10 protein-coding genes and 1 pseudogene are annotated in these 25292 nt (G+C 55.3%); 8 read left to right on the top strand and 3 right to left on the bottom strand.

Annotated elements, in window-relative coordinates; genetic code table 11:
- Positions 1–181: 181 nt before the first annotated feature.
- A complete protein-coding gene (locus ACA049_RS15095; protein WP_497336699.1) occupies positions 182–4063 on the bottom strand; it encodes a YobI family P-loop NTPase in 3882 nt (1293 codons plus the stop codon).
- A 180-nt stretch (positions 4064–4243) separates the two neighbouring features.
- Here ACA049_RS15095 and ACA049_RS15090 point away from each other — a divergent pair, with 180 nt between their 5' ends.
- The 3 genes from ACA049_RS15090 to ACA049_RS15080 all read left to right on the top strand — a co-directional run bounded on the left by ACA049_RS15090 (position 4244) and on the right by ACA049_RS15080 (position 5726).
- Complete coding sequence (locus tag ACA049_RS15090) at positions 4244–4522, top strand: lecithin retinol acyltransferase family protein (RefSeq protein ID WP_497336697.1); 279 nt, start codon at positions 4244–4246, stop codon at positions 4520–4522.
- Between the two features lie 548 nt (positions 4523–5070).
- Positions 5071–5433: a hypothetical protein gene (locus tag ACA049_RS15085; protein ID WP_497336695.1), complete on the top strand. Its 363-nt coding sequence runs from the start codon at positions 5071–5073 to the stop codon at positions 5431–5433.
- A 101-nt stretch (positions 5434–5534) separates the two neighbouring features.
- Positions 5535–5726 carry an antitoxin Xre/MbcA/ParS toxin-binding domain-containing protein gene (locus ACA049_RS15080; RefSeq protein ID WP_497336693.1) on the top strand — a complete coding sequence of 64 codons (192 nt, stop codon included), beginning with the start codon at positions 5535–5537 and terminating at the stop codon, positions 5724–5726.
- A gap of 126 nt (positions 5727–5852) precedes the next feature.
- Here the strand turns inward: ACA049_RS15080 and ACA049_RS15075 are convergent, their stop codons facing one another.
- A complete protein-coding gene (locus ACA049_RS15075; RefSeq protein ID WP_497336691.1) occupies positions 5853–7664 on the bottom strand; it encodes an ATP-binding protein in 1812 nt (603 codons plus the stop codon).
- 359 nt (positions 7665–8023) lie between these two features.
- Between ACA049_RS15075 and eruA the strand changes: the two genes are divergently transcribed.
- Positions 8024–12079: an NACHT domain-containing antiphage protein EruA gene (gene eruA / locus ACA049_RS15070; RefSeq protein WP_497336689.1), complete on the top strand. Its 4056-nt coding sequence runs from the start codon at positions 8024–8026 to the stop codon at positions 12077–12079.
- Between the two features lie 9 nt (positions 12080–12088).
- Here eruA and ACA049_RS15065 read toward each other — a convergent pair whose 3' ends face one another.
- The gene (locus ACA049_RS15065; RefSeq protein WP_497336687.1) at positions 12089–12955 is read right to left on the bottom strand and encodes a hypothetical protein; all 867 of its coding nucleotides are present in this window, start codon (positions 12953–12955) and stop codon (positions 12089–12091) included.
- Between the two features lie 227 nt (positions 12956–13182).
- Between ACA049_RS15065 and ACA049_RS15060 the strand changes: the two genes are divergently transcribed.
- From ACA049_RS15060 to ACA049_RS15045, 4 genes and pseudogenes are all read left to right on the top strand, one after another.
- Positions 13183–13743 carry a hypothetical protein gene (locus tag ACA049_RS15060; protein ID WP_497336685.1) on the top strand — a complete coding sequence of 187 codons (561 nt, stop codon included), beginning with the start codon at positions 13183–13185 and terminating at the stop codon, positions 13741–13743.
- A gap of 1280 nt (positions 13744–15023) precedes the next feature.
- The gene (locus ACA049_RS15055; RefSeq protein WP_497336683.1) at positions 15024–23672 is read left to right on the top strand and encodes a GH36-type glycosyl hydrolase domain-containing protein; all 8649 of its coding nucleotides are present in this window, start codon (positions 15024–15026) and stop codon (positions 23670–23672) included.
- Between the two features lie 76 nt (positions 23673–23748).
- A complete protein-coding gene (locus tag ACA049_RS15050) occupies positions 23749–24474 on the top strand; it encodes a Crp/Fnr family transcriptional regulator (protein ID WP_497336681.1) in 726 nt (241 codons plus the stop codon).
- A gap of 340 nt (positions 24475–24814) precedes the next feature.
- Positions 24815–25160: pseudogene (locus tag ACA049_RS15045) on the top strand (N-acetyltransferase); the annotation flags it as partial.
- Positions 25161–25292 lie beyond the last annotated feature (132 nt).

The raw sequence follows: 25292 nt of genomic DNA, 5'->3' as shown, positions 1-25292 counted from the left end.
GATCAAACACGGCACTAGAACCCACGCCGATCACCAAACGGTTTTCTAACTCGTAGGGCATTTGAACCTCTCTCGATGCCTTTGAACGCAAAGCTAGATGGGCACAGAAGGTACCTATCGACTTTTTGGGCGTAGCGCGATTTACAAACCACACGCGCCACTTCTTATTCGAGTTGCTGGATCACACCATTCCTTTAGGCTTGGCGGTGGCGCTAATGAGATCTCCCTTCTCCGTGATGGTCTGAACGAAACCTCTCGTTTGAAGAGCATTGACCAACCTCATGTTGAGATCGGTGTGTGGCACCTCAATTTTTTTGACGTTTGGTGAAAGCTTTGTGAAGCCGTCATCGCTCAGCATGCCAAGAACGGAGGCTGCTTCTGCCCAGCTGCACGATGGTAAGCATTGCATTAGTACTTCAGAACGCTGAGCTGAAGTCAGCCCCTCCCCACTTGAGAACTTCTTGAGTGCGGGGATAAACGCAGACGGAAAGCTTGTAGAGTGTCGATTGGCGATGCGGCAGGTTTCAGTGACCTCTTTGACGGCCTCGCTGTTGGTATCGAAGGCTTCAATCGGTAACGCCGCCCACATTTGAACTTTTTCATTCAGCTCAAGCGCACCGCTTTTGCTGAGAGCCCGCGCCATTTCGATGGGCAGTTGGGATAGATCAATTTGGTCGCGTGCCTGTACCCAATGCGCCGCGAGATACGCAGCTTCCAAATCTGCACTGAATCTGCTAATGCAATCGCGGATCTCGGGGCGATATGCCAGAAACGCCGCACTTGCGAGCATCTCCCAACGCTCCCTTGATTGCAGTCCCTTGAGGATCACGGGATCGCTCAAGACTATATCCGAGAAGAGCAATTCGAGCGTTTCGTTAGATAACCCTGTTGGGGCGAGTAGGTACTTCTGCAGCTCTTGATGCATGGAGGTATTGAAGTCCCAGAGATCACCTCGTACCTCTTTTACATGGCGATGGATGAAGCCTGCGAAGGCCTCCATATCCAAGGTTTGGCAACCTTTATGTTCCAAAGCGGGCACGAGTACGTCTTTGAAGAATATCCAAACTGCTTCAGACTTCAATTTCACCCGATCAGACAGCAACACTTTTGCCCACAGCGACGGGGTTATGTCTTCAAGTCGGTCGAAGGTGCATGTCGTTCGATCAAACAGTTGAATCACGGCACCTGAATCGTCCGACTCTTCCAAGATGGCCTGTACCAGTTCGGTAAAGGAGGTCGCGGACTCGTCCAGCGTTCCAACTTGGGCTAAAAGCGTGTTTGTAAATTCTTCTGGAGACTCAAGCAGGAGGTCATTCAGGCCCTCAATCTCCAGTGCCTGCAGACGGCGATACGAGATGATGCTTATGCTGTGATCGGTCTTGTTGGCATGAATGAATTCGACTTTTTGGCAAATCAGCGTGAGCATGTTCACGTTTATCTCAACGCATCGCCTCTTGATCAGCTTCTTGAGGTCGTCTAGGGGGATGCCGTCATTTAGCGCAGAGAAGCGTATCGGCAGCTCGGTCAGCCAAGGCCAGCCTTTACCTCCAGTCTCGAGTCCAGACATCAAGCGCGAGACATCTTCGAGACTTGCAATAGCATCATAGATCTCCTTGCCCGGCATAGAGTCAAGCTGTCTGAGCTGGGCAACCTCCAGTCCATCCAGGACTGCACCGATCAGTGCTTGCCTCAATACCGTTGACTCGAATCGCTCGTCGCTCAACAACGCGCGTAACAGGCCAGGCTCCAGAACATAAAGAGCTTGAATGAACCTTGGAGATGTCGCGGTTGACATCAAAACTTCGGTCGCTTGCGCCATCCTGTTCATATGTCCATCAAGCCCACCCTTGAGGATGGTCGCGAGCTTACTGCGCTCATGACTCATGCAGGGATCGCTGTATGGACAACTAGAAAGGTATTCGATCAGTGCGACAATGATGCCCCTACCATCGCTCAGATCATCAGTATCCAGCTTTTCCATGACCTTACTTGGGGCGCTGATCACAGTCGCGACGTCCGCGGAAACGCCACGTCTCAGCTCCAGAATCAGATTTTTATCTTCGGATGTGAGGGATCCTTCGTAGAAGTAGCCGAAGTAGTCCGTGTAGTCGGTATCGAAGTATCCGTGTCGCATCAGGTAAATGACGACGTCCAAGCCATTCAGTTTTTGAGTGATGACTTCTCCATAGGTTTTTTTGGCAGCGGCACGGAAGGTTTGATGATTGATTCGGCTTGATTCTATTCGCTGCTCGGCCATCTCATCATCGATATCAATAAGGGTTCGTTGGAGCAGGTCATACCTTTTATGGTACGACGTCGACGTTAAGAGTTCCTTCGACCCCACAACCTCTGACGCCTGCATACCCCGCCTATGCTCGGAGCTGATCATCTGTAATCGAGTCGATTGATTGAAAATCCCGTCAAAAACTTGATCGGTCACAAAATCGAGCATCGTAAACATGCTGCCCTGTACAACCTGGACATAGTTCGCGCCTGGTAAATTTGAAGCCTTCTGAAGCTCAAGCCAAACGTACGCCCGCAGCTCTGCCGTACTCTCAGCGATTTCCTGTACCCGCTTCTCCCGCATCCCTCGCAACGCCTGGTAAGTATCCTCAGCGTCCCTGGACTGCTGGAATCGCCATTCGTTGAAACCATGGATGGTCTCGTAAATGACCCCACGTCGTTTTACCAAGTCAGCGTATTCAGCAGGATGCAGATTGCGAATCGCGATGATTGAAAACAGCTTGTTCGGATCAAGCTTCAGACCAGAGCCACCGCTGAGAATGCTGGAGAACATGTCGAATTCGTTGACGATATTCTTGATCAACCGCATATCATCAATGAGGTAACAAACGGTTTCGACCAACGAGTCATTAAGCCCGACGTCCAGTGCTGCCCCATTGAACTGTCGCTCACGAAGCATCTTGAACATTTGCTCGCGAGAGTTCTCGGAGTTGACCACGGGAATTATCGGAATGATCAGGTCGAAAAATTTTGTTTTCTCGCCCACGGCGAACAGCTCGTCGCGAAGCGCGTAAATGAAATAAACGGGGCGTTTGATTTGCGGGGATTGCTTGATGATGAAATTGATTTCCCGCAGCCGCGTGAAAACGTCATGAATTCCAAATCTGTCCACATCCTCGACCACCACGATGTCGATTTTGCTGCGTTCAAAGCAGTAGACAATTTCATCAACATTTTTGTGCAGCACGGAGCCGTAATGGGTCGTTTCCAGCTTTCCACCCTTGATTGTGAGGCCGTCAATGCTGAACAGGGACAACAGCTTCAACGTCGAGAACAGCATGTAGATGCCACCACCCACCACCACCAGAACAGCTGACCACCCCGGGATCCAGAGAAGCCATTCGACCAACCAAGCTGGGTCGACTTTCGGTAGCTTCTCAACTGTCGGGACGTAAAGTCTCAGTACGCCTACGATCATCAAAACGTAGAAAAATGTACGCCCCCAGATGTTGGACGAAGACGCCTGGATGATTCGCTTCAATCGACTCTTCGGCAGTTCATCTGACGGTACCGCGTACAGCAGTTGCTGAACGATGGTTTCCTCGATGCGCGTCAGAATATCCGAATCGGTTTTTTTCTCTGCATCTTTAGGATCTGTAGCGCTTGAACTGGATTCAGCGGGAGCGACTGGAGAATCAGCTAGGGTCTTCCCTGCCCCACCCTTGTTCAGATCTTTACCGAAGGCTGCCAGCGACACGAATGCATAGGTGAGTTCAGGGTGACGATCGACAAACGTACGGATGACGCTGCTTTTGCCGGCGCCATACTCACCAGTAATCGCGATATTACGGATCTGGTCGTTGCTCAGTGCGCTCAGCAGCTCACTCTCGTAACGACGTGACCGATCCACCTCCAAAAGAACAGGCGTCAGCGGCTCGAAGACATTTTTACCGCTAGGCACAGCCAGGTATTCACGTGCGGCGGCCACTGCTTTGTCGCCAGCTTTTCTGTAGCGTTTGTACTGTCCCATCGCATGATTCAAGAGCGAGCTGACGTGCTCGCGCTGCGGAGAAAACACCTGAGCTAAACGACGGAACATCCCTGTCTCCTATGCCGCTGAAAGGCTGTCCGGGAGAACCGCCCAAAATAATCTTTACTTGATACCCACAGTCGCTGCGGTACCCGTTTGTACAAGAATTACCGATGATAGCGCACCGCCATCCCGGAATGTGACGAACTCGTTGCTGCTTCCTTAAAGCACGTCTTCTGGAGACCATGCATGCCTACATTGCTCGCCGGATCACACTTAATTGTCGGCCGCGGCATATACACCCATCACGGTATCTATGTCGGTCACGATCAGGTGATCCACTACTCCGGTATGGCTTCTGGAGTTAACAAGGGATGCGTCGAACCAACCTCACTGCAAGTGTTTTCACAAGGCAAGACGATCAAGGTCAAGACGTATCGGAAAAGCCCTTTTAGCGGCGCTCAGATTTGTCGACGGGCGAGATCCAGAGTCGGTGAGAACAGGTACAACATGTTGTTCAACAATTGAGCACTTCGCCACTTGGTGTGTGACTGGCAAACATTCCAGTGAACAGGCCAACGCTGCAATCACGCGCACCAGCGAAGCTCTTGTTCCTCAACTCATTGCGAAAAAAACGGCAGAAAAAGTAGCTGGGCCAGTAGTGCTGTCTTTTATCGCGAATGGATCTACAGCTTCCGCAGGGAAACTTATTTCGGGTCAAGTAGCGAGAACCGTAGCGAGTCAGACGACACGTTCGGTGGTGGCCAGAGCTGCTGCCCACGGCTCGACAGGATTTGCGGTGTCTGGTGGCGCGGGAGGATTAACTTCCGTTGGTCTTGGGATGGTCGGCATTGCGGGAGGATAAGTTGTTACACCGGTGGTGGTTGCGGCTGCAGTTGGGGTATGCACGACCTACGTCGTGAGTAAGATCTGGGACATTTTGAACGATTGGTAAGCCATTCATAGATTGAAGCTGCTTAGAAACCGTGTGACGGCACCAGCCTCATAAATGAGGTCGTGTATTCTGTACGAGGTACTGGGCTTTCCTCGACTTGACGCCGAGTGGGCACCCCCACATGTTCTGGGAATTTGTCGGGTTGTCGATTTTCGCTTGCCTGCTATCGAATATGCAGTCGATTCACCGATATGCCTTGGTTAAGCTCCCTGCCAATGATCAAGCGCGTTATGTGCGGTTGAAAAACTGTCTGCAGCGAATCACCCCACGCGAAGAGGTTGCGAGCGCTCACCAGCACCTTCAGGAAGAGACTCGACTCTTGGAACGACAACATGGATTTATGCTGGACTCGGCAGGGACTTATAGGGCCCTGCGGGTACTCAGCGGTGGTATCGCCGTCATCTGCTGGTTCTGGTCAAAGTGGCTGCTCGCACGCGGTTTCGACGTGACTCAGCTCGTGCCTTTCTTCGAATGGATGAGGTAATAATTGGAGCCCCGCGGTCGATACCCCTGCAGCTACCACAAAAGCACGTTGAAGTCCTAACGCGCGGCAGTCATCAACAGCCGACCTCACGAGAGAAGTACATGAATTTTATCGAGCTGATTCAGCGCCAGGCCGAGCAGGTATTTGGCAACAAAGAGAAAGCGGATATGTGGCTCAATCAGCCGAAAACAGAATTCGGTGGATCCACTGCGCTGGAGCACGCACACAGTGAAAATGGATACGTAAAAGTCAAAGATGAACTTGAGCGAATCCGGCATGGGCACTCCTCCTGATCGTGAGCACTCATCTGTAGCGCCGGAAGGCGATGATGTGTCAGCTCCCCTCCTCTGAGATGCTGCTCGCTGGCAGAGAAAAAGCCACGCTGGTAAGGCGTGGCTAGGGAGTTTTACTTGATTGAGTTACTTGAGGGTTCCTAGCTTCTGCCCAAGCGTTCGTTTAATGCTGACGTCAATGTGATACCTCGGCAGAACAGCAGCAGTCAGTGCATTTTCATCCCAGAGTCTGCAAGCTTCCTCTGTGCTCCATTTTCCACCTTTTCTAAGGGCGTGAGCGCTCATCACAGTTTCAATCAGCTGCTGCTCGAACCACTCGCGGACGACTTGTTCAATCGGCCCGCCTGGGCCGCCGGCACCAGGCACGTTGGCATAACGTTGCTCCCAACGCTCGACCATATCAGTGACGACCCGAAAGTCAGAGTTTACCTTGATTAGGTTGCTGTCAAAGATGTAGTTCGCAGCGCGATCCTCCATCTCATCTTTAGCTCGTGAGTTATCTTCAATACTCACCCATGCCACTTCAGGCTCCGTATTCTGATCTATGAACTCAGCCTGAGTGCCTTCTTCAGCCGTGAAGAGCGCGTATAGATCACCTTGTCGGCCTCCCTTACCACCTGACGAGCCAGATCCGGAGCCTGCCTCACCACCTTTTTGGTGTGGCTCTCCTCCAGCATTGCTGTTGGCATGAGTGATTGCGTAGGCACCTTTTGGGTGGGGACGGTAACGACCAAACTTAAACAGCTCATGAATTGTTTTTAATCGCTCGCGAATAGCTGCTCGGTGGTCACTGCTCTTCGCTTTGTGGCCGATCTGATCCTGAAAGGCCGCCAGTTCCTGAGGCATGTTCTCTCTGAATTCTGCTGCATACCCAGCCCAATCCAGTTGTTCACCGCCGATCAAGAGCGCCGTGCGAGCGGTGTTTGCTGCGACCGCGAATGTGTTGTCTGGTTTGACGTAAATTACGACTCGCTCACAACCGAAGATTACGCCGAATGATTGGAGACGCGCGTAACCAGCATTGCTCATTAATACCTCGTAGAGCTCATCCTGGTACAACGCCGCGACATGACCTGGTGGGGTGTAGTGCCCGCTATTGAGATCTACATCATCTTTTAGGATGTACCAGAAAGCCGTTGCGTCGACTCGGGGCAACCTGATTTTCCCGAGCGCCTGGCTGTTGGCTTCCAACCAAGGAGCCATACCAGTGACGGTACGTAGAAAACGATGTTGATCATGCGGAGGGTTTTCCCAACCTTCGATGGCAGACACCACGATGCCTTCGGGAAATTTGAAGAACCGCGAGTTGAGGTAGCGCAGAATCCACTTGCGTGGCATGCGGACGTTTTCAGGTGGTTCGATCGTGTTATGAGCGGAGTGTTTTCCAAGCAGGATCACCATTGTTCCATGCTTTTTGATGATGTCAGGCTTCGGTTTGTTCGTAATATGTGACCAGAACTCGCCACTGGAATAGCGTTTCAAGCCATATTGACCATTAGCGTCTCTGTGCAGGTGGATCATGTATCCACGCCCATCGACCCAACTCATGTAGATCAAGCCTTCGGGGTTTGCAGGGGCGGCAGAAATCTTGGCACCTACACCAAAATTGCCCGAGGTGGATTGCTCGTTAATGGAAGAGCTCAAATGATTGATGTACTTGACCATCTCCTCCCCGGTCATGCCAACACCGGTATCGATGATGCAAAGCTTCTGCTCGCCTGCCAGGGCTTCTAGATTTGTCTCGACAGTCCACCTGATTACACCTACACCTCCGCCACGCAGAAGACTTTCGATGGCATTACAAGTGAGTTCACGCAGGAACTGTAAGTTTGAGCAGTCCTGATGAAGTCGGTTGATGAGAAAGGCCATATTGGCCACTTGCATTGGGGAAAAATCGGAGTTTACCGGCGCCACGCCGGAAGTTTTTGGCTGGCTCATGATAATCACCCATTCCTTCGGGAGCGGTATCAGGGGCTCCCGAACTCTTTAGGATGGCGGCCTTGAAGGACAGCAAGCTGTGCGACTCGACCGTCGACTGCATCCCACTAGGGATAAATAAAGAATAGTTCCAGATTTACCCCAATCTTTTTTTCCCGGACAGAGGGACGGCTAGGGTCATGGTCTGCTTCTTTCGTAAGGCGAAATTCGAGCACGACCCGTACTCAACTTTGGCGTTGGTGAGACAAAGTATGCCGATTCTACGAGCACCAGATACTGCCTGTGACGAAACCGATATCATTGATCCATCAATCATTTGTCGGCGCTGTGGCTGATGCCAAGCAAGGAGGCGATGAGTCATGACATCCACTACAGAATATTTCCCCCGCCAGCTTCAGCTTGCCATGAACCAGGGACGTGCGCGGCAAATTGATGAGGAGGAACTGATAGAGATTGCCGGGCCGAAAATTGTCTTGGGCGAGCCGGGTATGGGAAAAAGCCGGTTGATCCAAGAGATTGCAAATAGGCTGGGCGTGAAGGTAGTTCAAGCGTCGCGATTCATGCAAAGCGGCGATCCAAGTCGTTTTGTCAGCGAAGGGAAACCTCTGCTCATTGATGGTTTGGATGAAGCGATGTCGCGGCACGAAGGTGCAGCAGTTGACATGGTTTTCGCGAAGTTGGATGACGCCGGAAATCCGGACTTTATTCTGTGCTGCAGATCCCGAGAGTGGCAGTCGCGCAGCGTCGATAGCTTGCGGGACATTTACGATGTCGAACCCAGCATTTTGACGATTGAGCCCTTCAGTCGATATGAGGCGACTTCGTTTTTGAGGCAATATCACCCGCAAACAGATGTCGACCTTGTGTTTAACCATCTTGAAGCACAAGGGATCGCTGACTTGTATAAAAACCCACTGACACTGGGATTGATGGGGCAAGTTGCCGAATCAGATTCCGCACTGCCGCCAACGAGGGCTGCATTGTTCGAGCGTGTGTGCGAATTGATTTGGCCTGAGCACGACCGCAATCGTCAGGACAGTGGGCTTGGGAAGATCACTGAGGAACAGGCCTTATCCGCCGCAGGTGCAATAAGTGCGGGTTTGCTCCTAGCGGGGGCGAATACCGTTACTACCGCGGGGCACCGTTTTATAAAAGACGGAGATATTCGTCTTGCTGAGCTAGAAAGCCTTCCGGGAACAGAAGCCGCCAGAGCCATTTTCTCTTCAAAACTCTTTCAAAACATTGGAGCGCATCGAGCCGAGCCAATTCATCGGGTGATAGCGGAATACCTTGGCGCTCGATGGCTATCACAGCAGGCAAAGAACTCGCGTTCGCAACGGCGTTTGTTGTCCCAGCTACACGTGGGGGGTAACGTTCCAGCCAGCTTGCGTGGGCTTCACGCGTGGTTAGCTTTTCACAGCTCAGCGATGGCAAAGGCTGTCATCACCGCGGATCCCTTTGGTGTTTTGCGTTACGGCGAAGTCACGGATCTCACGGCAGAACTAGCTCAGTGCATGTTCAATGCGCTTGAGGCGTTAGCCGTGGCTGATCCCTTTTTTCGAGCTCAGGATTGGGGAAGTCATTCTGCTGCGGGCCTGATGACACTTCCTCTTCGAGACCAAATCGAATCGATCATCACCTCTACGAAGAGCAATGCTCACCTTCGTTCACTGCTAATAGAAGGCCTCAACGGTACGCCGCTGGCGGCTGATCTGGCGGAAACGCTTGAACAAATCATAATTTCCCCCGCGTATTCATACTATGAGCGTGAGAATGCAGCACTCGCACTGATGCCTCATCGCGACCGAACTTGGTGGCAGGCAACAATTTCCAAGCTGTACGACGCATGTGAGGAGGATGCTTTTCAGCTAGCTCGTCATTTTATCGAAGAGCTTAACTGCGATGTCGCAGACACTGTTTTGGTTGAGGTCATGCTGGCGTCGATGGGGCTCTTGGTGTGTCCATTCCCCAAAGTCGATGGCGCACGGCTCCGGCCATTCCGCTATTACCGTCCCATCGTTGAAATGCTTGAGTCAGACAGGCTAATAAAAGTACTCACCCTACTTACCGAATATGCCACGTTGATGGTGGATATCGATGTTGAGGGCACAAATGATTTGGCTCGAACTATAGCTGCGATCCTCACACGCGCCATTGATGAGAATAGGGTGACGTCCCTGGATGCGTCGCTACTGTGGAACAGCCTCAGCGCAATGCAGTATTTGGACTCGTACGATACCAGCGAGAAGAAAGCACTCCAGGAAAGGCTGGACGCATCTGATGAACTGCGTCATTCCATCCAAAAGTACGGCCTGTACGAGCTGAACGCTCACGAGTCCTTACGTACGGTTGAGTACGACATGAACGATCGTATGATTGGACTCACGTGGCGGCCGAAAGATGTCATTTGGTTTTTTGAGCACCTTGCGCATACCGATAATAAAAACACCAAGGCACGACAGGATTGGTGCGATCTGATGCAGATCGCATCAACGAAAGATGGCTTCGATCCCGATTTGCTTGAGGCCAGCAAGCTATTTCAGGCTGGAGACATGGAGCTAGAGGCATTTATATACAAACTCGAAAATCCGCAAAAACCTGACCACCTGGTTAAACGAGAATTGGCTGCTGCTCAGCGCCTTGAGGAAAACCGTATCGCCTATGAGGCGCACCGCCAGAAATATCTAGAGCACCGCGTTGCGTTGCTAGCAGGAGAGCTTCAGGGGATCGTACCTGCTGCAAAGACCTATCTGGGCTTCCATCAAATTTACGGTAATGCGACTTCTCAGAAAGTTGCACTCGTTCAATGGCTCGGTTGCGAGTTGGCTGAAGATGCTATGGCTGGCCTTGAGGCGGTGCTCCATCGCAGCGGACTCCCCTCACCTGCCGAGGTCGCTGCGAGTTTTGCGCAGGGCACCACATGGAACTATTGCTACGCGATCATGGCAGGATTGCTGGCAAGGCAACGGTCTGGTGTGGGGTTCGCTGATGTCTCTACCGAAATTAAGACGATCGGTCTGTTGTTATGCCTCAACAACCAGTTGGCTATCTCTGCTGCGGAGGTTGACTCCCTTCGTGAAGCGCTCGAACCTCACGTTGTCGCGACCGAAAGTGAACGAGATATTTTTGCACGACTGTGGATCGACCCTTCAATCGTAGCGCGGCTCTCGCATATTTCCGGCCTTCAAATACTCACCCATGACAAGTATTGGCAATCCACGGGAGTAAAACTCTCCATATCCTGGCTCATGGGTTGTGTCGACATGCCGGAAAATATCGAGCTGGCCTTAATCGGGTGCCTTACTCACGCAGAACAGCCCAATCTGCTGAAGCCCCTTGCGGAGGCTCGTTCGGAGTTTGTTTTTGACTCAACTGAGCGAATGTTAACTTGGCGAGCTATCGACGTACTGGTTCGCTTCGATTCGGTGCAGCACGACCTTTCTGACGTCGCCAATCGCTACCCTGAGTTCATATGGCACCTGAGAAGGTTTTTTCAGAGTGGTCGGCGCGGCAAGGTGCATCTGGTGAATGTTGCTCAAGCCAAATGGATCATCTCCCAGTTTCGTAAGCAATGGCCTTATGCAACTATGCTCGGCACCGGCCAAGGTGACAAAAATCCCTACGATGCGACCGATTTTCTCCGTGCGTTGGTTAACAGGATTGCCAGTGATACCAGTCTGGAAGCGAGTATCGCGTTGCAGGAACTCATTTCAGAACCCAAAGACAGCTACAGCGATCTGATCTTGCATATGGCGATGGAGCAGCGCCAGAAACAGGCTGAGGAGCATTTCGCTCCGATGCAGCCAGAAGACTTATGTCGACTGCTGTGCGATGGGCCACCATCGAATATGAATGATCTCAAGTCGCTCGTTTTGGAGGAGCTAGCTGTAACTCAACAAAAACTAATCGGTGACGATCTGGATATAGTCAGTCATTTCTGGAACGACAAAGGGGTTCCGTACAATGAGAATCTCTGTCGTGACCGCTTGGCGAGTCTGATTACTCCTGTTTTAGATCGCTATGACATTCAGCGGATAACAGAAGCGGATATGCCGAAAACGAAACGCGCGGATCTAGCATTTGCTCGGGGTCAACTCCAACTTCCGATGGAGGTTAAGGGGCAATGGCATCCCGAAGTCTGGAGTGCTGCGAAAGACCAGCTCGAACAACAATATATGATTGATTGGCGCTCGCAGCGGTGCGGGATTTACTGCGTACTCTGGTTTGGCCCCATGCACTCAGACAGCGGGAGAAGGCTACAAAACCCTCCGTATGGGTTGATGGCGCCCTCGTCAGCGGGTGAAATGCGCTCGATGCTGATTGATCTTTTACCTCAATCGCTGCGTGCACTGATCGATGTAGTAGTAATCGATTTTGAAGCGGGTAAGGCTAAGCCACGTGACACCACGCCATAAACGGCGCACTCAATCGAGTAACTTTGCCTTGGGTCGCAAAATTGGCGTACTGGAGCACACGACTAGCTGTCGTGCCCCCCTGGTTAATGCGACATAGAGATGGTTGGCAACCATCTCCTCAGGATTCAACACCACTGCGATATCTGCCTCGAGTCCTTTGAGCAAAAGCGTACTACCAACGGATCGCCGAGACATTGGCCACCCCACGTATCGATTCTGTTCGCGGATACTGACAGCCGCATTCCCAAACGTCATCGATCCATCGGCTGCGAGGCTGAGGGCTTTTTTACAATGGCGCAAAATCTCTGGACGATAGACGCGAACCTCTGGTTGATCCCGAAGGGCATCGAGTAACAACAAAGCTGAACCGAAGTTTGGTGCTGCCATAAAACGCATCCCAAATTGCTCCGCTTCTGTCGCAGAATTTTGAGCTTTGCCTGTGCTCTGGCTACTCAACCGCCTGATGAACACCGCAATATCGAGATTAGTCATCAGCCCTTGCGCAAACTTGAGCAGCACGTTCAGTGCATCAGGTGAGCCGGGATCGAACGTTCGTTCGAAGGCAGTCAAATCCTTTAGATCGGCCGCTTCAACAGTCACTGCGCCTGATGTCTGGCTAGCGACTTTCCGTTGTCCTCTCGGATTGAAGCTATCCCCGATGACAAGCACCTGATGGTCGACTGACGTCGTTCTTACTCTAGCCGCTTCAAGTCGTTGTTCATGGGCGCTTGCCGCTTCGAGGGCAATCCACTGCACTTGCACAGGCGCCACCCTTAACCCGGCAATAATCTGATGTTGCGGTTGAGTAATTGCACTGACTTGACCACCCATTTGCAATCGACCTGAGCACCCATTTGCATCGGACTTGACCAGCATGTTCCGAAACTCTGACAGGCAGAAAACGGCCAAAAGCATCCTTTGGTGAAAGACAGAAACCTGCTGGATTCACGTTGCGCGACTCGGCGAGCAAGAACCGGCCACCACCTTACTCATTGGTCTTTAAAAGCGGCCTCCAGTGGATGTGACCGCCTACGCAAATGTTGACGTTCCTGGTTGACTACTGGGGTCTACGCTTGCCTGATCATTAGTTGACAGGAGGCTTCATGAGCACCTTCCCTATCGTTGCCACGGTTCTTTCGATGTTGTTGGGACTGTCTGTCACCCGCCTGCTGCTTGGTGCTTTGACCGTTTTCCGCATCCGTCGTGCGGCGCCGCCCGATTGGGTTGCTCTTGTCTGGGCAGTAATGCTTTTTACGACACAACTTGATTTTTGGTGGGCTGTCAACGCACTGCCTGAGGTAAAGTCGTCATACTCATTTCCAGAATTTTTATTGCTCTTTTTATTGGCGCTATCGCTGTTTGTTTCTGCCGCCCTATTGCTGCCAAGCCGAAGTGAGGACGAGCAAAATGGCCTTCGTGTTTACTTCGAACAGGATGGCCGGTATGCACTTTTGTCTTTGTCAGCTTATCTTTTTCTAGGATTTGTCGTAAATATTTTGTTATTTAACGCATCTCCGATAGCGCTGTGGGCGGCCTTCGAAATAATTATGATGGTTCTTCCTATCTTTGCATTTGCTGCCAAATCACGCAGGCTATATTCGATTATTACCCTCATTTACGTGCCGCTTAACGTGATTGATTTAGCCATTTCACTAACAAACTAAGCCAGTTTTTGATTATTTGGAATCCACGGTTGTTTCCGAAAATCCGCCTCGGGTCAAATGCCGTCTTCACAACCGGCAGAATTCGGCCAAGGCGAACGATTGATATATTTCCTCGCCCACAGGATAGAGCCTGAGGTGTCATCAGAGAGTCAGTTAGGGACGAGCTTCATTGTATTCCTCCCGTTGAGTTCTCCCCGGGAAAGCGATACAGCGGTCGACAGACATTAAGTTCCAAGTGTGCCGGACATTCTCTGAGAACGCAGTACTCGAATTCAACGAGGACTCAGGGTTGACGCAGGACTATTGAGAAACGCATTCCAGACCTCATATGCATCGTGATGCTGTTTTGTTGAATCGTCCTAGTCGGGCCCGGGAATATATAGGAATGCAACCAGGCTCATGACGCCCATGGTCCCAGCATCCAGTTCGATCAACTGTGTATTCGAGTGGATTCTAAAGACATCTAACGAAGGTATAATGCGAGCCCAGCGGATATTACCGCTATTTGAGACGCAAGCACTTTTCAGGCAGTAGAGCGCAGCCATGGTCTAAAGATTCATATTCTCGAATGTCCTCTTCCGCGCTTGATTGGGCATCCAGATTTGTTCCGGAGGTGCCATCCTGCGGGATAACTAGCAATGCCGGAGTCAGCTGCAAGATGAAACACAAACAAGTGAGAGTTGGCAGACTGAATTCAGTGCACGCCCAATGCTTGCCTCCAGGTCTGAGATATAAACTTTATCGTCAGAGCGGTTCGGCTAAAAACGCGGTGCTGTTGCTGGAGCCCACCATTGAATGTCATCGTGCCGGTTCTGTTTCGTACGTGCCTCGCGCATGCACTCTGCGTTACTTGCGAACAATGTCCCGGCTTGTTGAACGAGTTTGCGCCACTCGGTACTGGTAATCAGGCCTTCGCATTCCATATTGTCAGCAGACCGCAATAGCCTGTCGTACCTGTCCTCAGCATCGATGCCGTTTTCGGAAAGTGTAAAGAGTTCTTGCCAGGTTGTTAATGCCAGCCTCCTTCGCACCTCTTTCATCGTTCTCCCCCCGGTTGTCGTGGGTAGTAGATATCAACAGCACTCACTCGTTCAATTTTAACCGAATGCATCCTAAGAGCGCCGGCTATGTTCGCCAGCGAACAGACGAACAGCCTTTAACGTCTCCACACTCAAGTTGAAAAGCTACGTCCACCAAGCGCTGCTCGGGGCTGGCGCACTGCGTTGGCGCACCTATAAAAATGCACGCAATTGTATGATGCGTCTCAGGCTCAGGACCTTATGAATAGCATATGGACACGCCTACAGAAGGTAATTTCTCGCTCGTCCGTTTTTTGGCGAACCCGCCTATTTCCTCCGCCCCAATTCAAATTCGAGCCCATCTTGCGCTCGGAACTTTTCAGCGCCGATCAGATGGCCAATCACGGCATCGCCTTGGCCGGGCAGCATCGCCTGACCACGCTGTCCGCACGGGACTCGATGCTGCACAGGCTCGATGCCAACGAGGAGTTGCTCAAACGCAGCAGTACGGCGCTGGCCAACGCGCAAGTGTCCAGCCGACGAGTGACGCCTGCAGCGGAATGGCTGCTGGACAATTACTATCTGATCGATGAAAACATTCGCACCGCCAGAACGCACTTGCCCAAAGGCTATAGCCGTGAGTTGCCACGCCTGATCAACGGCCCGTCGGCGGGGCTGCCTCGCGTCTATGACATCGCGCTGGAGACCATCTCCCATGGCGACGGTCGAGTCGATGAGGAAAGCCTGAGCCGCTTCATTTTTTCCTATCAGACCGTGATGCCGCTTGCGCTGGGCGAACTGTGGGCGATACCGATCATGCTGCGTCTGGCATTGATTGAAAATCTGCGGCGAGTGGCCTCCAGAGTCATGGCCAACGCCGGCGAGCGCAATCTGGCCGATGACTGGGCCGAACACCTGATCGAAACCGCGGAACGAGACGTCAAAAGCGTGGTGCTGACCGTTGCCGACATGGCCCGCTCCGCACCGCCGATGACCGCCGCTTTTGTCGCCGAATTCACCCGCCGCCTGCAAGGCCAGAGCGCAGCGCTGGCCCTGGCGCTGAACTGGATGGAGCAGTCGCTGAGTGAGACAGGTTCCAGCATCGAACGCCAGGTGCAGCTCGATGCGCAACAACAGGCTGCGGATCAGGTGTCAATTGGCAACAGCATCGGCAGTTTGCGCCTCCTGTCCGCCACGGACTGGCGCGAGTTTGTCGAGTCGATGAGTCATGTCGAGCAAATTCTCAATGAAGACCCGGCAGGCATTTACCGGACGATGGATTTCAGTACCCGCGACAGCTACCGGCATGTCATAGAACGCCTTGCCCGCAGAAGTCCCCAGCACTCGGAAATCCAGGTCGCCCGCGCCGCGATCAATCTGGCCGCGGTCGGAACCGCTACCGTCCCCTGCGAACTGCTGGCGCGCCATGTCGGGTATTACCTGGTCAGCGCAGGACTGCCGACGCTGGAGCGACGACTCAAGGCCAGGGTGCCGCTTCATGAGCGCTGGAAACGGTTGTTGCAGCAGTCGCCGCTGATGTTTTATCTGGCGCCGGTGGCTGTTCTGACGTTCATCTTCGCCTGGCCTTTACTGGCCTCCGCGCAGCGCGACGGGATGCCCGATGCGGCGCTTCTGATGATGGCGATTCCCTGCCTGATCATGACCAGCCGACTGGCGATCAGCCTGATCAACTGGCTGGTGACGTTCAGTCTGTTGCCGACGACGCTGCCGAAAATGGATTTTGCCAGCGGTATTCCCGATGACGCGCGAAGTCTGGTGGTGATTCCGACGCTGATCGCCAGCCCGGCAGATGTGGACGAACTGGTGGAAGGTCTTGAAGTGCGGTTTCTCGCCAACCGCGACAGCAACCTGTATTTCGCGTTGCTCAGCGATTTTCTGGACGCGCCTGAAGCGTTTCAGCCGCAAGACGCCGAGCTGATCACACAGGCCTCCCGTGCAATCACCCTGCTCAACCGAAAATACGCGGACGGACTCAGCGACCGGTTCTTTCTGCTGCATCGGCCGCGTCGCTGGAACGCCAGCGAACGTGTGTGGATGGGGCATGAGCGCAAACGCGGCAAGCTGATTGACCTCAACGCGCTGTTGCGTGGCCATGGAGAGGAACGCTTCAACGCCATCGTCGGCGACACCACGCCATTGCGCGGGGTGCGTTACGTGATCACGCTCGACACCGACACCCTGCTGCCGCGCGATGTCGCTCGCCAATGCGTGGCGGCCATGATGCACCCGTTGAATCGTCCGTTGTTCGACAGTGGCGGCGAGCAGATCATTTCCGGCTACGCGGTGCTGCAACCGCGAGTGGGCATCAGCCTGACCAGCGCCACGCGCTCGATCTATGCCCGGCTGTTTGGCAGTGATGCCGGCGTCGATCCCTACACTCGGACGGTATCGGACGTTTACCAGGACCTGTTCCAGCAAGGTTCTTTCATCGGCAAAGGCATCTACGACGTGGACGCGTTCACCTGCGCCCTGGAAGGTTGCTTGCCGGATAACCAGATTCTCAGCCACGACCTGATCGAAGGGTGTTATGCACGATCCGGCCTGCTCAGCGACGTGCAAGTCTACGAGCAATACCCTTCGCGCTACGGTGCCGATGTCAATCGACGGCATCGCTGGGTTCGTGGCGACTGGCAACTGCTGCCGTGGATATTGCCGTGGGCGCGCAACGCCGACGGCAAGTGGGTGCGCAACAGGCTGAGCGTCATGGCACGCTGGAAGATTCTGGACAATCTGCGGCGCAGCCTGGAACCGCTGGCGCTGTTGCTGATGTTCGCATGGGGCTGGTTTGCCAGCAGTCAGCCAATGAACTGGACCCTCACTGTCATCGGGTTGATGGTGATTCAACCGTTGCTGCGAGCGGTGACCGATCTGATGCAGCCCCCCGCTGATGTGCCCTACGGACAATACCTCAGGGCGCTGTTGGGGGATCTGGCACAAGACCTCGCCCGGGCGGGTCTGGCGCTCGCCTGGCTGCCCTACGAGATGTTCTACAGCGCCGACGCCATCCTGCGCTCGCTCTGGCGAATCGGCTTCAGCAGACGCCGGCTGTTGCAGTGGCAGCCCTCGCGCGAGGTCGAGCGCACCACCGAAAACCGGCTGTCCGGCCTCTATCGCCAGATGTGGATCGAGCCGGTGTCGGCCCTGATCTCACTGTCCCTGCTGGTGAAGGATCCGCAGACGCTGGCCATCGCCAGTCCGCTGCTGCTGTCGTGGTTAGTGGGCCCCTGGATCGCTTGGTGGCTCAGTTCGGCACCCAAGCAGTCGGTGTTCGCACCGTCGACGGATGATTTGCGCTTCCTGCGGTTGCTGGCGCGCAAAACCTGGGCGTTCTTCGATCAATACGTCGGACCCGAGGACCATTGGCTGCCACCGGACAACGTGCAGGAAGACCCCAGGCCTGCCATTGCCCATCGCACCTCGCCCACCAATATGGGCATGTCACTGCTCGCACACCTGGCCGCTCACGATTTCGCTTACTTGAGCACCGAACGGCTGCTGTCCCGGCTTGCGGCGTCTCTGGACAGCATGGACGGCCTGGAGCGTTATCGGCAGCATTTCTATAACTGGTACGACACGCAGACCCTCGAGCCGCTGCGTCCGCATTACGTCTCCACCGTCGACAGCGGCAACCTGGCGGGCCTGCTGTTGACGTTGAGCACCGGCATTGCGCAGTTGGCAGACGCCCCGATGTTTGGCCCTGCCGTGATCAAGGGCCTGCGCGATACCCTGGACATCCTTGCAGATTCCCAACGCGCCTCGGGGGCGGATAAATACGCCCTGCCACTGAGAAAAGGCCTTGAAACGGTCTCGCAAGCGGCGCCCCCTGAGGTGCTGGCAGACCTGCTGCACACGGCTCGCAGCATGGCCACTAGCCAGCCAGCGGACACCGACGAGGAAAGCCTCTACTGGCGAGAAGCGTTCATCCGTCAATGCATCGATTGGACAGAAGAACTGCAGCGTTATCGCCTCCCTGCCCCCTTGGTTACGATTGAATCGCCTCGCACCTTGCGTCAACTGGCCCACCTGAACCCCACAGACTGGGGCGCCGAGCATCGTCCTGAAATCGAGCGGGTCCGTAGTGACGCCGCGCAGCGTCTGGAAACCCTCAAGCGTCTGGTGTTATTGGCCAATTCGCTGGCGCAGATGGATTTCTCTTTGCTTTACGACAACCAGCGCGACCTGTTTGTCATCGGTTACAACGCCGAGGAGCGCAGGCTCGACACCGGTTACTACGACCTGCTGGCGTCCGAGGTGCGGCTGACCAATTACGTGGCCATCGCTCAAGGACAAATCCCCCAACGCGCCTGGTTCACCCTGGGAAGGCTGCTGAGTGAAAACGCGGGCGTACCAACGTTGCTATCCTGGTCGGGTTCGATGTTCGAATACCTGATGCCAATGCTGGTTATGCCCAACTTCGAGGGCAGCCTGCTGGACCAGACTTGCCGCGCGGCCGTGTCGGTGCAGATCGAACAGGGCAACAGGCTGGGCATTCCGTGGGGCGTTTCGGAGTCAGGTTATTCCGCCGTCGACGCGCACTTCAATTATCAATACCGCGCCTTCGGCGTTCAGGCCCTGGGGCTCCAGCGCGGGCTGAGCAATGACGTCGTGATAGCACCCTACGCCAGCGCCCTGGCGTTGATGGTCGACGCCGATGCGGCCTGCAAGAATCTGCAACGCCTCGCCCTGCAAGGCTCCGCTGGACGTTTCGGTCTGTATGAAGCCGTGGATTACACCGAGGCCCGCTTACCCCGCAGCCAACACTTCGTCGTGGTCCGGTCGTTCATGGCTCACCACCAGGGCATGAGCTTGTTGGCCTTGACCAGCCGACTGCTCGACCAACCCATGCAACACCGATTCGAGGCCGACCCGGCGCTGCGATCAGCCCTGCTACTGCTACAGGAGCGGGTGCCGAAATCCGCCGCGCCGTACCTGCAAACCGCGCAGTCGCCGGTACTCGGCGATGTCGGCCAGGGCCAGGATACGGGGCTTCGGGTGTTCTCTGATCCGGGACGCAAGCGTCCGGCCGTGCAGTTGCTCTCCAACGGTCGCTACCACGTCATGCTGACCAGCGGCGGCGGCGGTTACAGCCGCCGTAATGAAATGGCGATCACCCGTTGGCAGGAGGATGCCTCACAGGACAACTGGGGAACGTTCTGCTACTTGCGCGATGTCCAGAGCAACACGGTCTGGTCGCCTGCGCATCAACCGACGATGCATCAACCCGAGAGCCACGAGGCGATCTTCTGTGATTCCCGTGCAGAGTTCCGTGCGCGCAACCTGGATTTCGACACGCACCTGGAGATTGTTGTCTCGCCTGAAGACGACATCGAACTGCGCCGCCTGCATGTAACCAACCTAGCGTCATCGGCCAAGACATTGGAGATCACCACCTACGCCGAAGTCGTGCTGACAACCCCGGTCAACGACGCGATGCACCCGGCGTTCAGCAAGCTGTTCGTGCAGACCGAATTACTGCCTGCGCTTCAGGCCATTATCTGTAGCCGCCGCCCCCGGGCCAGCGATGAACCGACGCCGTGGATGTGCCATTTGCTGGCGGCACACGGGGTGGACATCGATGCGATCTCGTACGAAACCGATCGCGCCCGGTTCATCGGCCGAGGACGCAGCCTTGTGTCACCTGCCGCCCTTGATGCCGATTGCCAGCGCCTGTCAGGCAGCGCGGGCCCGGTCCTCGATCCGGTGATCGCAATTCGCTGCAGGATTACCCTGCAACCTGGCCAACAGGCCACCATCGACCTGGTCACCGGTGTCGCCGACAGCCGTGATGACTGCCTCTACCTCATCAACAAATACCGTGACCGCCACCTCGCCGACCGCGTGTTCGACCTGTCCTGGACCCATAGCCAGGTGCTTCTGCGTCAGCTCAACGCCTCATTGTCCGATGCCCGTCTGTTCGAGCAGATGGCCTCGTCGTTGCTTTACGCGAACGCCTCGATGCGCGCCAACCATGCGGTGTTGGTTGCCAATCGCCGCAATCAGCCGGGGCTCTGGGGTCAGGCCATCTCCGGCGACCTACCCATCGTGCTGCTGCAAATCCAAAGCCTGGACAACATCGCCCTGGTGCAGCAATTGGTTCAGGCCCACGCCTACTGGCGGCAAAAAGGGTTGGTGGTCGATTTGTTGATCTGGAACGAAGATCAGGCGGGTTATCGCCAGCAACTGCAGGACGCGATCCTGGGCCTCATCACCTCAGGCAGTGAAGCCGCTCTGCTGGATCGTCCGGGCGGAATTTTTGTGCGCCCCGCGCAGCAGATGTCGAATGAAGATCGCATGCTGTTCCTATCGGTTGCCAGGCTGGTGCTGAGCGAAGATCTGGGCAGCCTGTCCGAACAGATTCATCGCCGCAAAGTATCGCCGGTGCACGCGCCGTTTGTGGCGACCCGGCATGTTCAGGCTCGGCCGGCACCGGTAAGACCGAATCGTCCCTTCCTGCTGCTGAGCAACGAATATGGCGGCTTCAGCGCCGATGGCGGTGAGTACATCATCACCGGGCTCGCGCCCGGTCCGACACCTGCGCCCTGGGTCAACGTGATCGCCAATGCCCATCTCGGCACGGTGGTCTCACAAGCCGGCAGTGCCTATACCTGGGCCGAAAACGCCCATGAATTTCGCCTGACGCCCTGGCACAACGATCCGGTCACCGATCGCAGCGGCGAAGCCATTTACCTGCGCGATGAAGAGACCGGGCACTTCTGGTCTGCAACGCCTCAACCCTGCCCCGGACAAGGCCCGTACCAGACCCGTCACGGTTTCGGTTACAGCGTGTTCGAACATGAAGAAGACGGCATTTACAGCGAGCTGTGGATCTACGTGGCGCTGGATGCGCCGATCAAATTCTCGCGGCTAGTGTTGAGCAACCGCTCGGGACGCCACCGGTCATTGTCGGTCACAGGGTATGTGGAATGGGTGCTGGGCGATCTGCGCAGCAAATCGGCGATGCATGTGGTCACCCAATCGGATCCCGCCAGCGGGGCCTTCTTCGCCCGCAACGCCTATTCGGTGGAGTTTTCCGAGCGAGTGGCGTTCTTTGACACCGACACGATCGATCACGGTGTCAGCGGTGACCGTACTGAATTCATTGGCCGCATTGGCACCCTCGCCTCACCGGCAGCAATGCAGCACGCTGGTCTGTCCGGGCGCATGGGCGGCGGTCTGGACCCTTGTGCCGCCCTGCAAGTGTCGATCGAACTCGGCGAGGGTGATACACGGGAAGTCATTCTGCGGCTGGGGGCGGCGTCTTCCAGTAACGCCGCCACCCAGCTGGTGCAGCGTTATCGGGGCAGCCGGGTCGCTGCCGAGGAATTGCATAAAGTACGGGAACACTGGCGTTCATTGCTCGGGGTGATTCGTATTGAAACGGGCGCGCCTGAGGTCGACGTCATGGTCAACGGCTGGTTGATGTATCAGGTCATCGCGTGCCGTTTCCAGGCCCGAAGCGGCTACTACCAGTCAGGTGGCGCCATCGGTTTTCGCGATCAGTTGCAGGACAGCATGGCGATGATCCATGCCGATCCGGCAGCCGTGCGAGCGCACCTGTTGCTGTGCGCCGACCATCAGTATGTGGAAGGCGACGTGCAACACTGGTGGCACCCGCCGATGAATCGAGGGGTTCGCACCTCCTGCTCCGACGACTTTTTGTGGCTGGTGGCCGCCACCAACCGCTATGTCGAAATGACCGCAGACGTGGGTGTGCTGGAAGAAGTCGCCGGATACCTGGAAGGACGCCAACTGGTGGCCGGCGAAGAGTCCTACTATGACCTCCCCGGTGAATCGCCCCTGCGAGAGTCCCTGTATCAACACTGCGTGCGGGCCATTGAACACAGCCTGCGCCGCGGTCATCACGGGTTGCCGCTAATGGGTTCCGGTGACTGGAACGACGGCATGAATCGCGTCGGTCACCTGGGTGCAGGTGAAAGTGTCTGGCTGGGCTTCTTCAGCTACCAGGTGCTGGAGCAATTTGCGCTGACCGCTCGCCTGCACGGTGATCACGCATTTGCCAAACGCTGCAGCGACAGCGCGGTGACACTGCAACGCAACCTTGATCAAACGGCCTGGGACGGCGCCTGGTATCGCCGTGCCTGGTTCGATGACGGACAAATGCTCGGCTCGGCGAGCAATGAAGAATGTCGTATCGATTCCATTGCTCAAAGCTGGTCAGTGCTGTCGGGGGCCGGCTCTGCCGTACGTCAGATCAAGGCCATGCAGTCATTGGATGAGCATCTGGTCAAACGTGACATCCGCGCCGTGTTGCTGCTCGATCCCCCGTTTGACAAGGGCGCCCTGGACCCCGGCTACATCAAGGGCTACGTGCCAGGCGTGCGCGAGAACGGAGGTCAGTACACCCATGCTGCCGTTTGGGCGGGCATGGCGTTTGCGCAGTTGGGTGAAGCCGGCAAAGCCTGGGAACTGTTGAATCTGATCAACCCCGCCGCGCCTGCCAACAACGCTCAAATCGAGACCTATAAGGTCGAGCCCTATGTCATGGCCGCGGATGTCTACGGTGCCGCGCCCCATGCCGGCCGAGGTGGCTGGACCTGGTACACCGGTTCTGCAGGCTGGATGTACCGGCTAATTGTCGAGTCGTTGCTGGGCGTACAACGCAGCGGCCACACGCTCAGAATCGAACCGCTGATACCGGTCGACTGGCCGGGCTTCATCCTGCACTACCGCTTCGGCAAAACCCTCTACCACTTTGATGTGCGTCAGGGCAGTTCGACCTCTACCTCCATGACCCTCGACGGCCAGCCATTGAGTGACGCTACGCTGACACTGGAGGACGGCGGTCTGGAGCACTGGGTCCGGGTAGATTGTCGCGTCCGGGCACCCAGGCCTCAGGCGCTGGAATACGAGCATGTCGTCGATGAATAGACATTGAGCACCAGCCATGGCGTGCATGGGAGTACCCTGAGCGTGCACGCCCCTGTTCCGCCATGGATGCTCTGCCATGCATGCCTCCCCCGATCCAAGCCACAATCATTTACTGGCGGCGCTCCCGACCGTCGACCTCCAGCGTCTTGTTCCGGACCTGGAGCAGGTCATTCTGGCGCTGGGGGATGTGCTGTATGAACCGGGGGACACCTTGCGGCACGTTTACTTCCCGACCGATGCCATCGTCTCCCTGCTGCATGTTACGGAAAACGGCTCGTCAGCAGAAATCGCCGTGGTCGGAAACGAAGGTTTGATCGGCATTGCGCTGTTCATGGGGGGCGAAAGCACCTCCAGTCGGGCGGTGGTGCAGAGTGCCGGTGGTGCATTTCGCCTGCCGGGGCAAAAACTCAAGAAAGAATTCAACCGTCATGGCGATCTGCTCCTGCTGATGCTGCGTTACACCCAGGCGCTGATCACGCAGATGTCACAGACCGCCTTGTGCAATCGCCACCATTCGATCGATCAGCAACTGTGTCGATGGCTGCTGTTGTCGCTGGATCGCCTGCACGGCAATCGCCTGAACATGACCCAGGAGCTTATCGCCAACATGCTGGGCGTGCGCCGCGAGGGCGTCACGGAAGCGGCCGGCAAACTGCAGCGTCAAGGCGTCATCGAGTACAGCCGAGGCCAGATCACGGTTCTGGATAGAGCGCGCCTTGAACGGCTCAGCTGCGAGTGCTACCTGGTGGTCAAGACCGAAACCGATCGACTGTTGCATTACACCCGTCGTCAGAACGAGTGATGCGGCAATACCTGCTGTCCCTTAAACCTGTCAGCGAGCGGATATTGCTCCCGCTAACCTAGCATAAGACTAGGGTGAGTAAGCGCTCCAGGGACGGATGCAACGCGAACAGTGGGCCACAATTGATCGATGACCCGTATAGCTTTATGCGAAGTCCCCCAACTCCGCGCCACCAAGATGTCGCAGGCAGCGACAGACCACCTTTCCGGCGCCCCCCCCCCGCTTTAGTAGATATGCGCGCGCGGCAGCTCTTGGCTCAGAGGGTGTAAAAACGCTCATGGACCTCATCGTCGTGGAGCAGTGACGTTCGTTGGCTGAGCGAGCGCACGGTCGTGACAAGCAGCACTATTACGGTTGCTGGTTTCCGGTTAAAGAAGACGAGTTTTTCGAGTTTGGTGTGAAATGACACCGCCTTACTTCGGCACGGTCCTCTCCGTCGACGCTCATCTCAAGCTCTGGCATGCGATGCAAGCGAAAGGCTGCAACAAAGTGGTGGATGTTTGCGAAACGCATAACATTCCAGCGCTCAAGTTGCATCTGCGCATGGGTTATCAGGAGTAGGGTCGAATCATGCAATTTACGGCTTGTTCGGTCTCTGGCGCTTCTATCGTGAAAGCCTCGACGAATGGACTCGACTGGATCAGTTACGCAAGCCCGTGACAGCATCCATCACCTCAGCCGCTTGAGATTGCACGCTTCTATCTGGCGCAGCATCAGAGTTCAAAGAAGAGATTTAACGCTAGCTATTTCCAAGTAATGAAACACTGTAGTCATAACCGGATATTTGCGGCACCGAGTAGTTCACGCGAGCCTGTTCA

It is taken from the genome of Pseudomonas sp. LBUM1662, from assembly GCF_059695915.1.
This window is presented reverse-complemented; position numbering and strand designations above follow the sequence as displayed.

What these genes read in the sequence shown, in the direction of transcription:
- ACA049_RS15095 (WP_497336699.1), bottom strand. Translation starts at nt 4,063, where the DNA reads ATGTTCCGTCGTTTAGCTCAGGTGTTTTCTCCGCAGCGCGAGCACGTC.
- ACA049_RS15090 (WP_497336697.1), top strand. Translation starts at nt 4,244, where the DNA reads ATGCCTACATTGCTCGCCGGATCACACTTAATTGTCGGCCGCGGCATA.
- ACA049_RS15085 (WP_497336695.1), top strand. Translation starts at nt 5,071, where the DNA reads ATGTTCTGGGAATTTGTCGGGTTGTCGATTTTCGCTTGCCTGCTATCG.
- ACA049_RS15080 (WP_497336693.1), top strand. Translation starts at nt 5,535, where the DNA reads ATGAATTTTATCGAGCTGATTCAGCGCCAGGCCGAGCAGGTATTTGGC.
- ACA049_RS15075 (WP_497336691.1), bottom strand. Translation starts at nt 7,664, where the DNA reads ATGAGCCAGCCAAAAACTTCCGGCGTGGCGCCGGTAAACTCCGATTTT.
- eruA (WP_497336689.1), top strand. Translation starts at nt 8,024, where the DNA reads ATGACATCCACTACAGAATATTTCCCCCGCCAGCTTCAGCTTGCCATG.
- ACA049_RS15065 (WP_497336687.1), bottom strand. Translation starts at nt 12,955, where the DNA reads ATGCTGGTCAAGTCCGATGCAAATGGGTGCTCAGGTCGATTGCAAATG.
- ACA049_RS15060 (WP_497336685.1), top strand. Translation starts at nt 13,183, where the DNA reads ATGAGCACCTTCCCTATCGTTGCCACGGTTCTTTCGATGTTGTTGGGA.
- ACA049_RS15055 (WP_497336683.1), top strand. Translation starts at nt 15,024, where the DNA reads ATGAATAGCATATGGACACGCCTACAGAAGGTAATTTCTCGCTCGTCC.
- ACA049_RS15050 (WP_497336681.1), top strand. Translation starts at nt 23,749, where the DNA reads ATGCATGCCTCCCCCGATCCAAGCCACAATCATTTACTGGCGGCGCTC.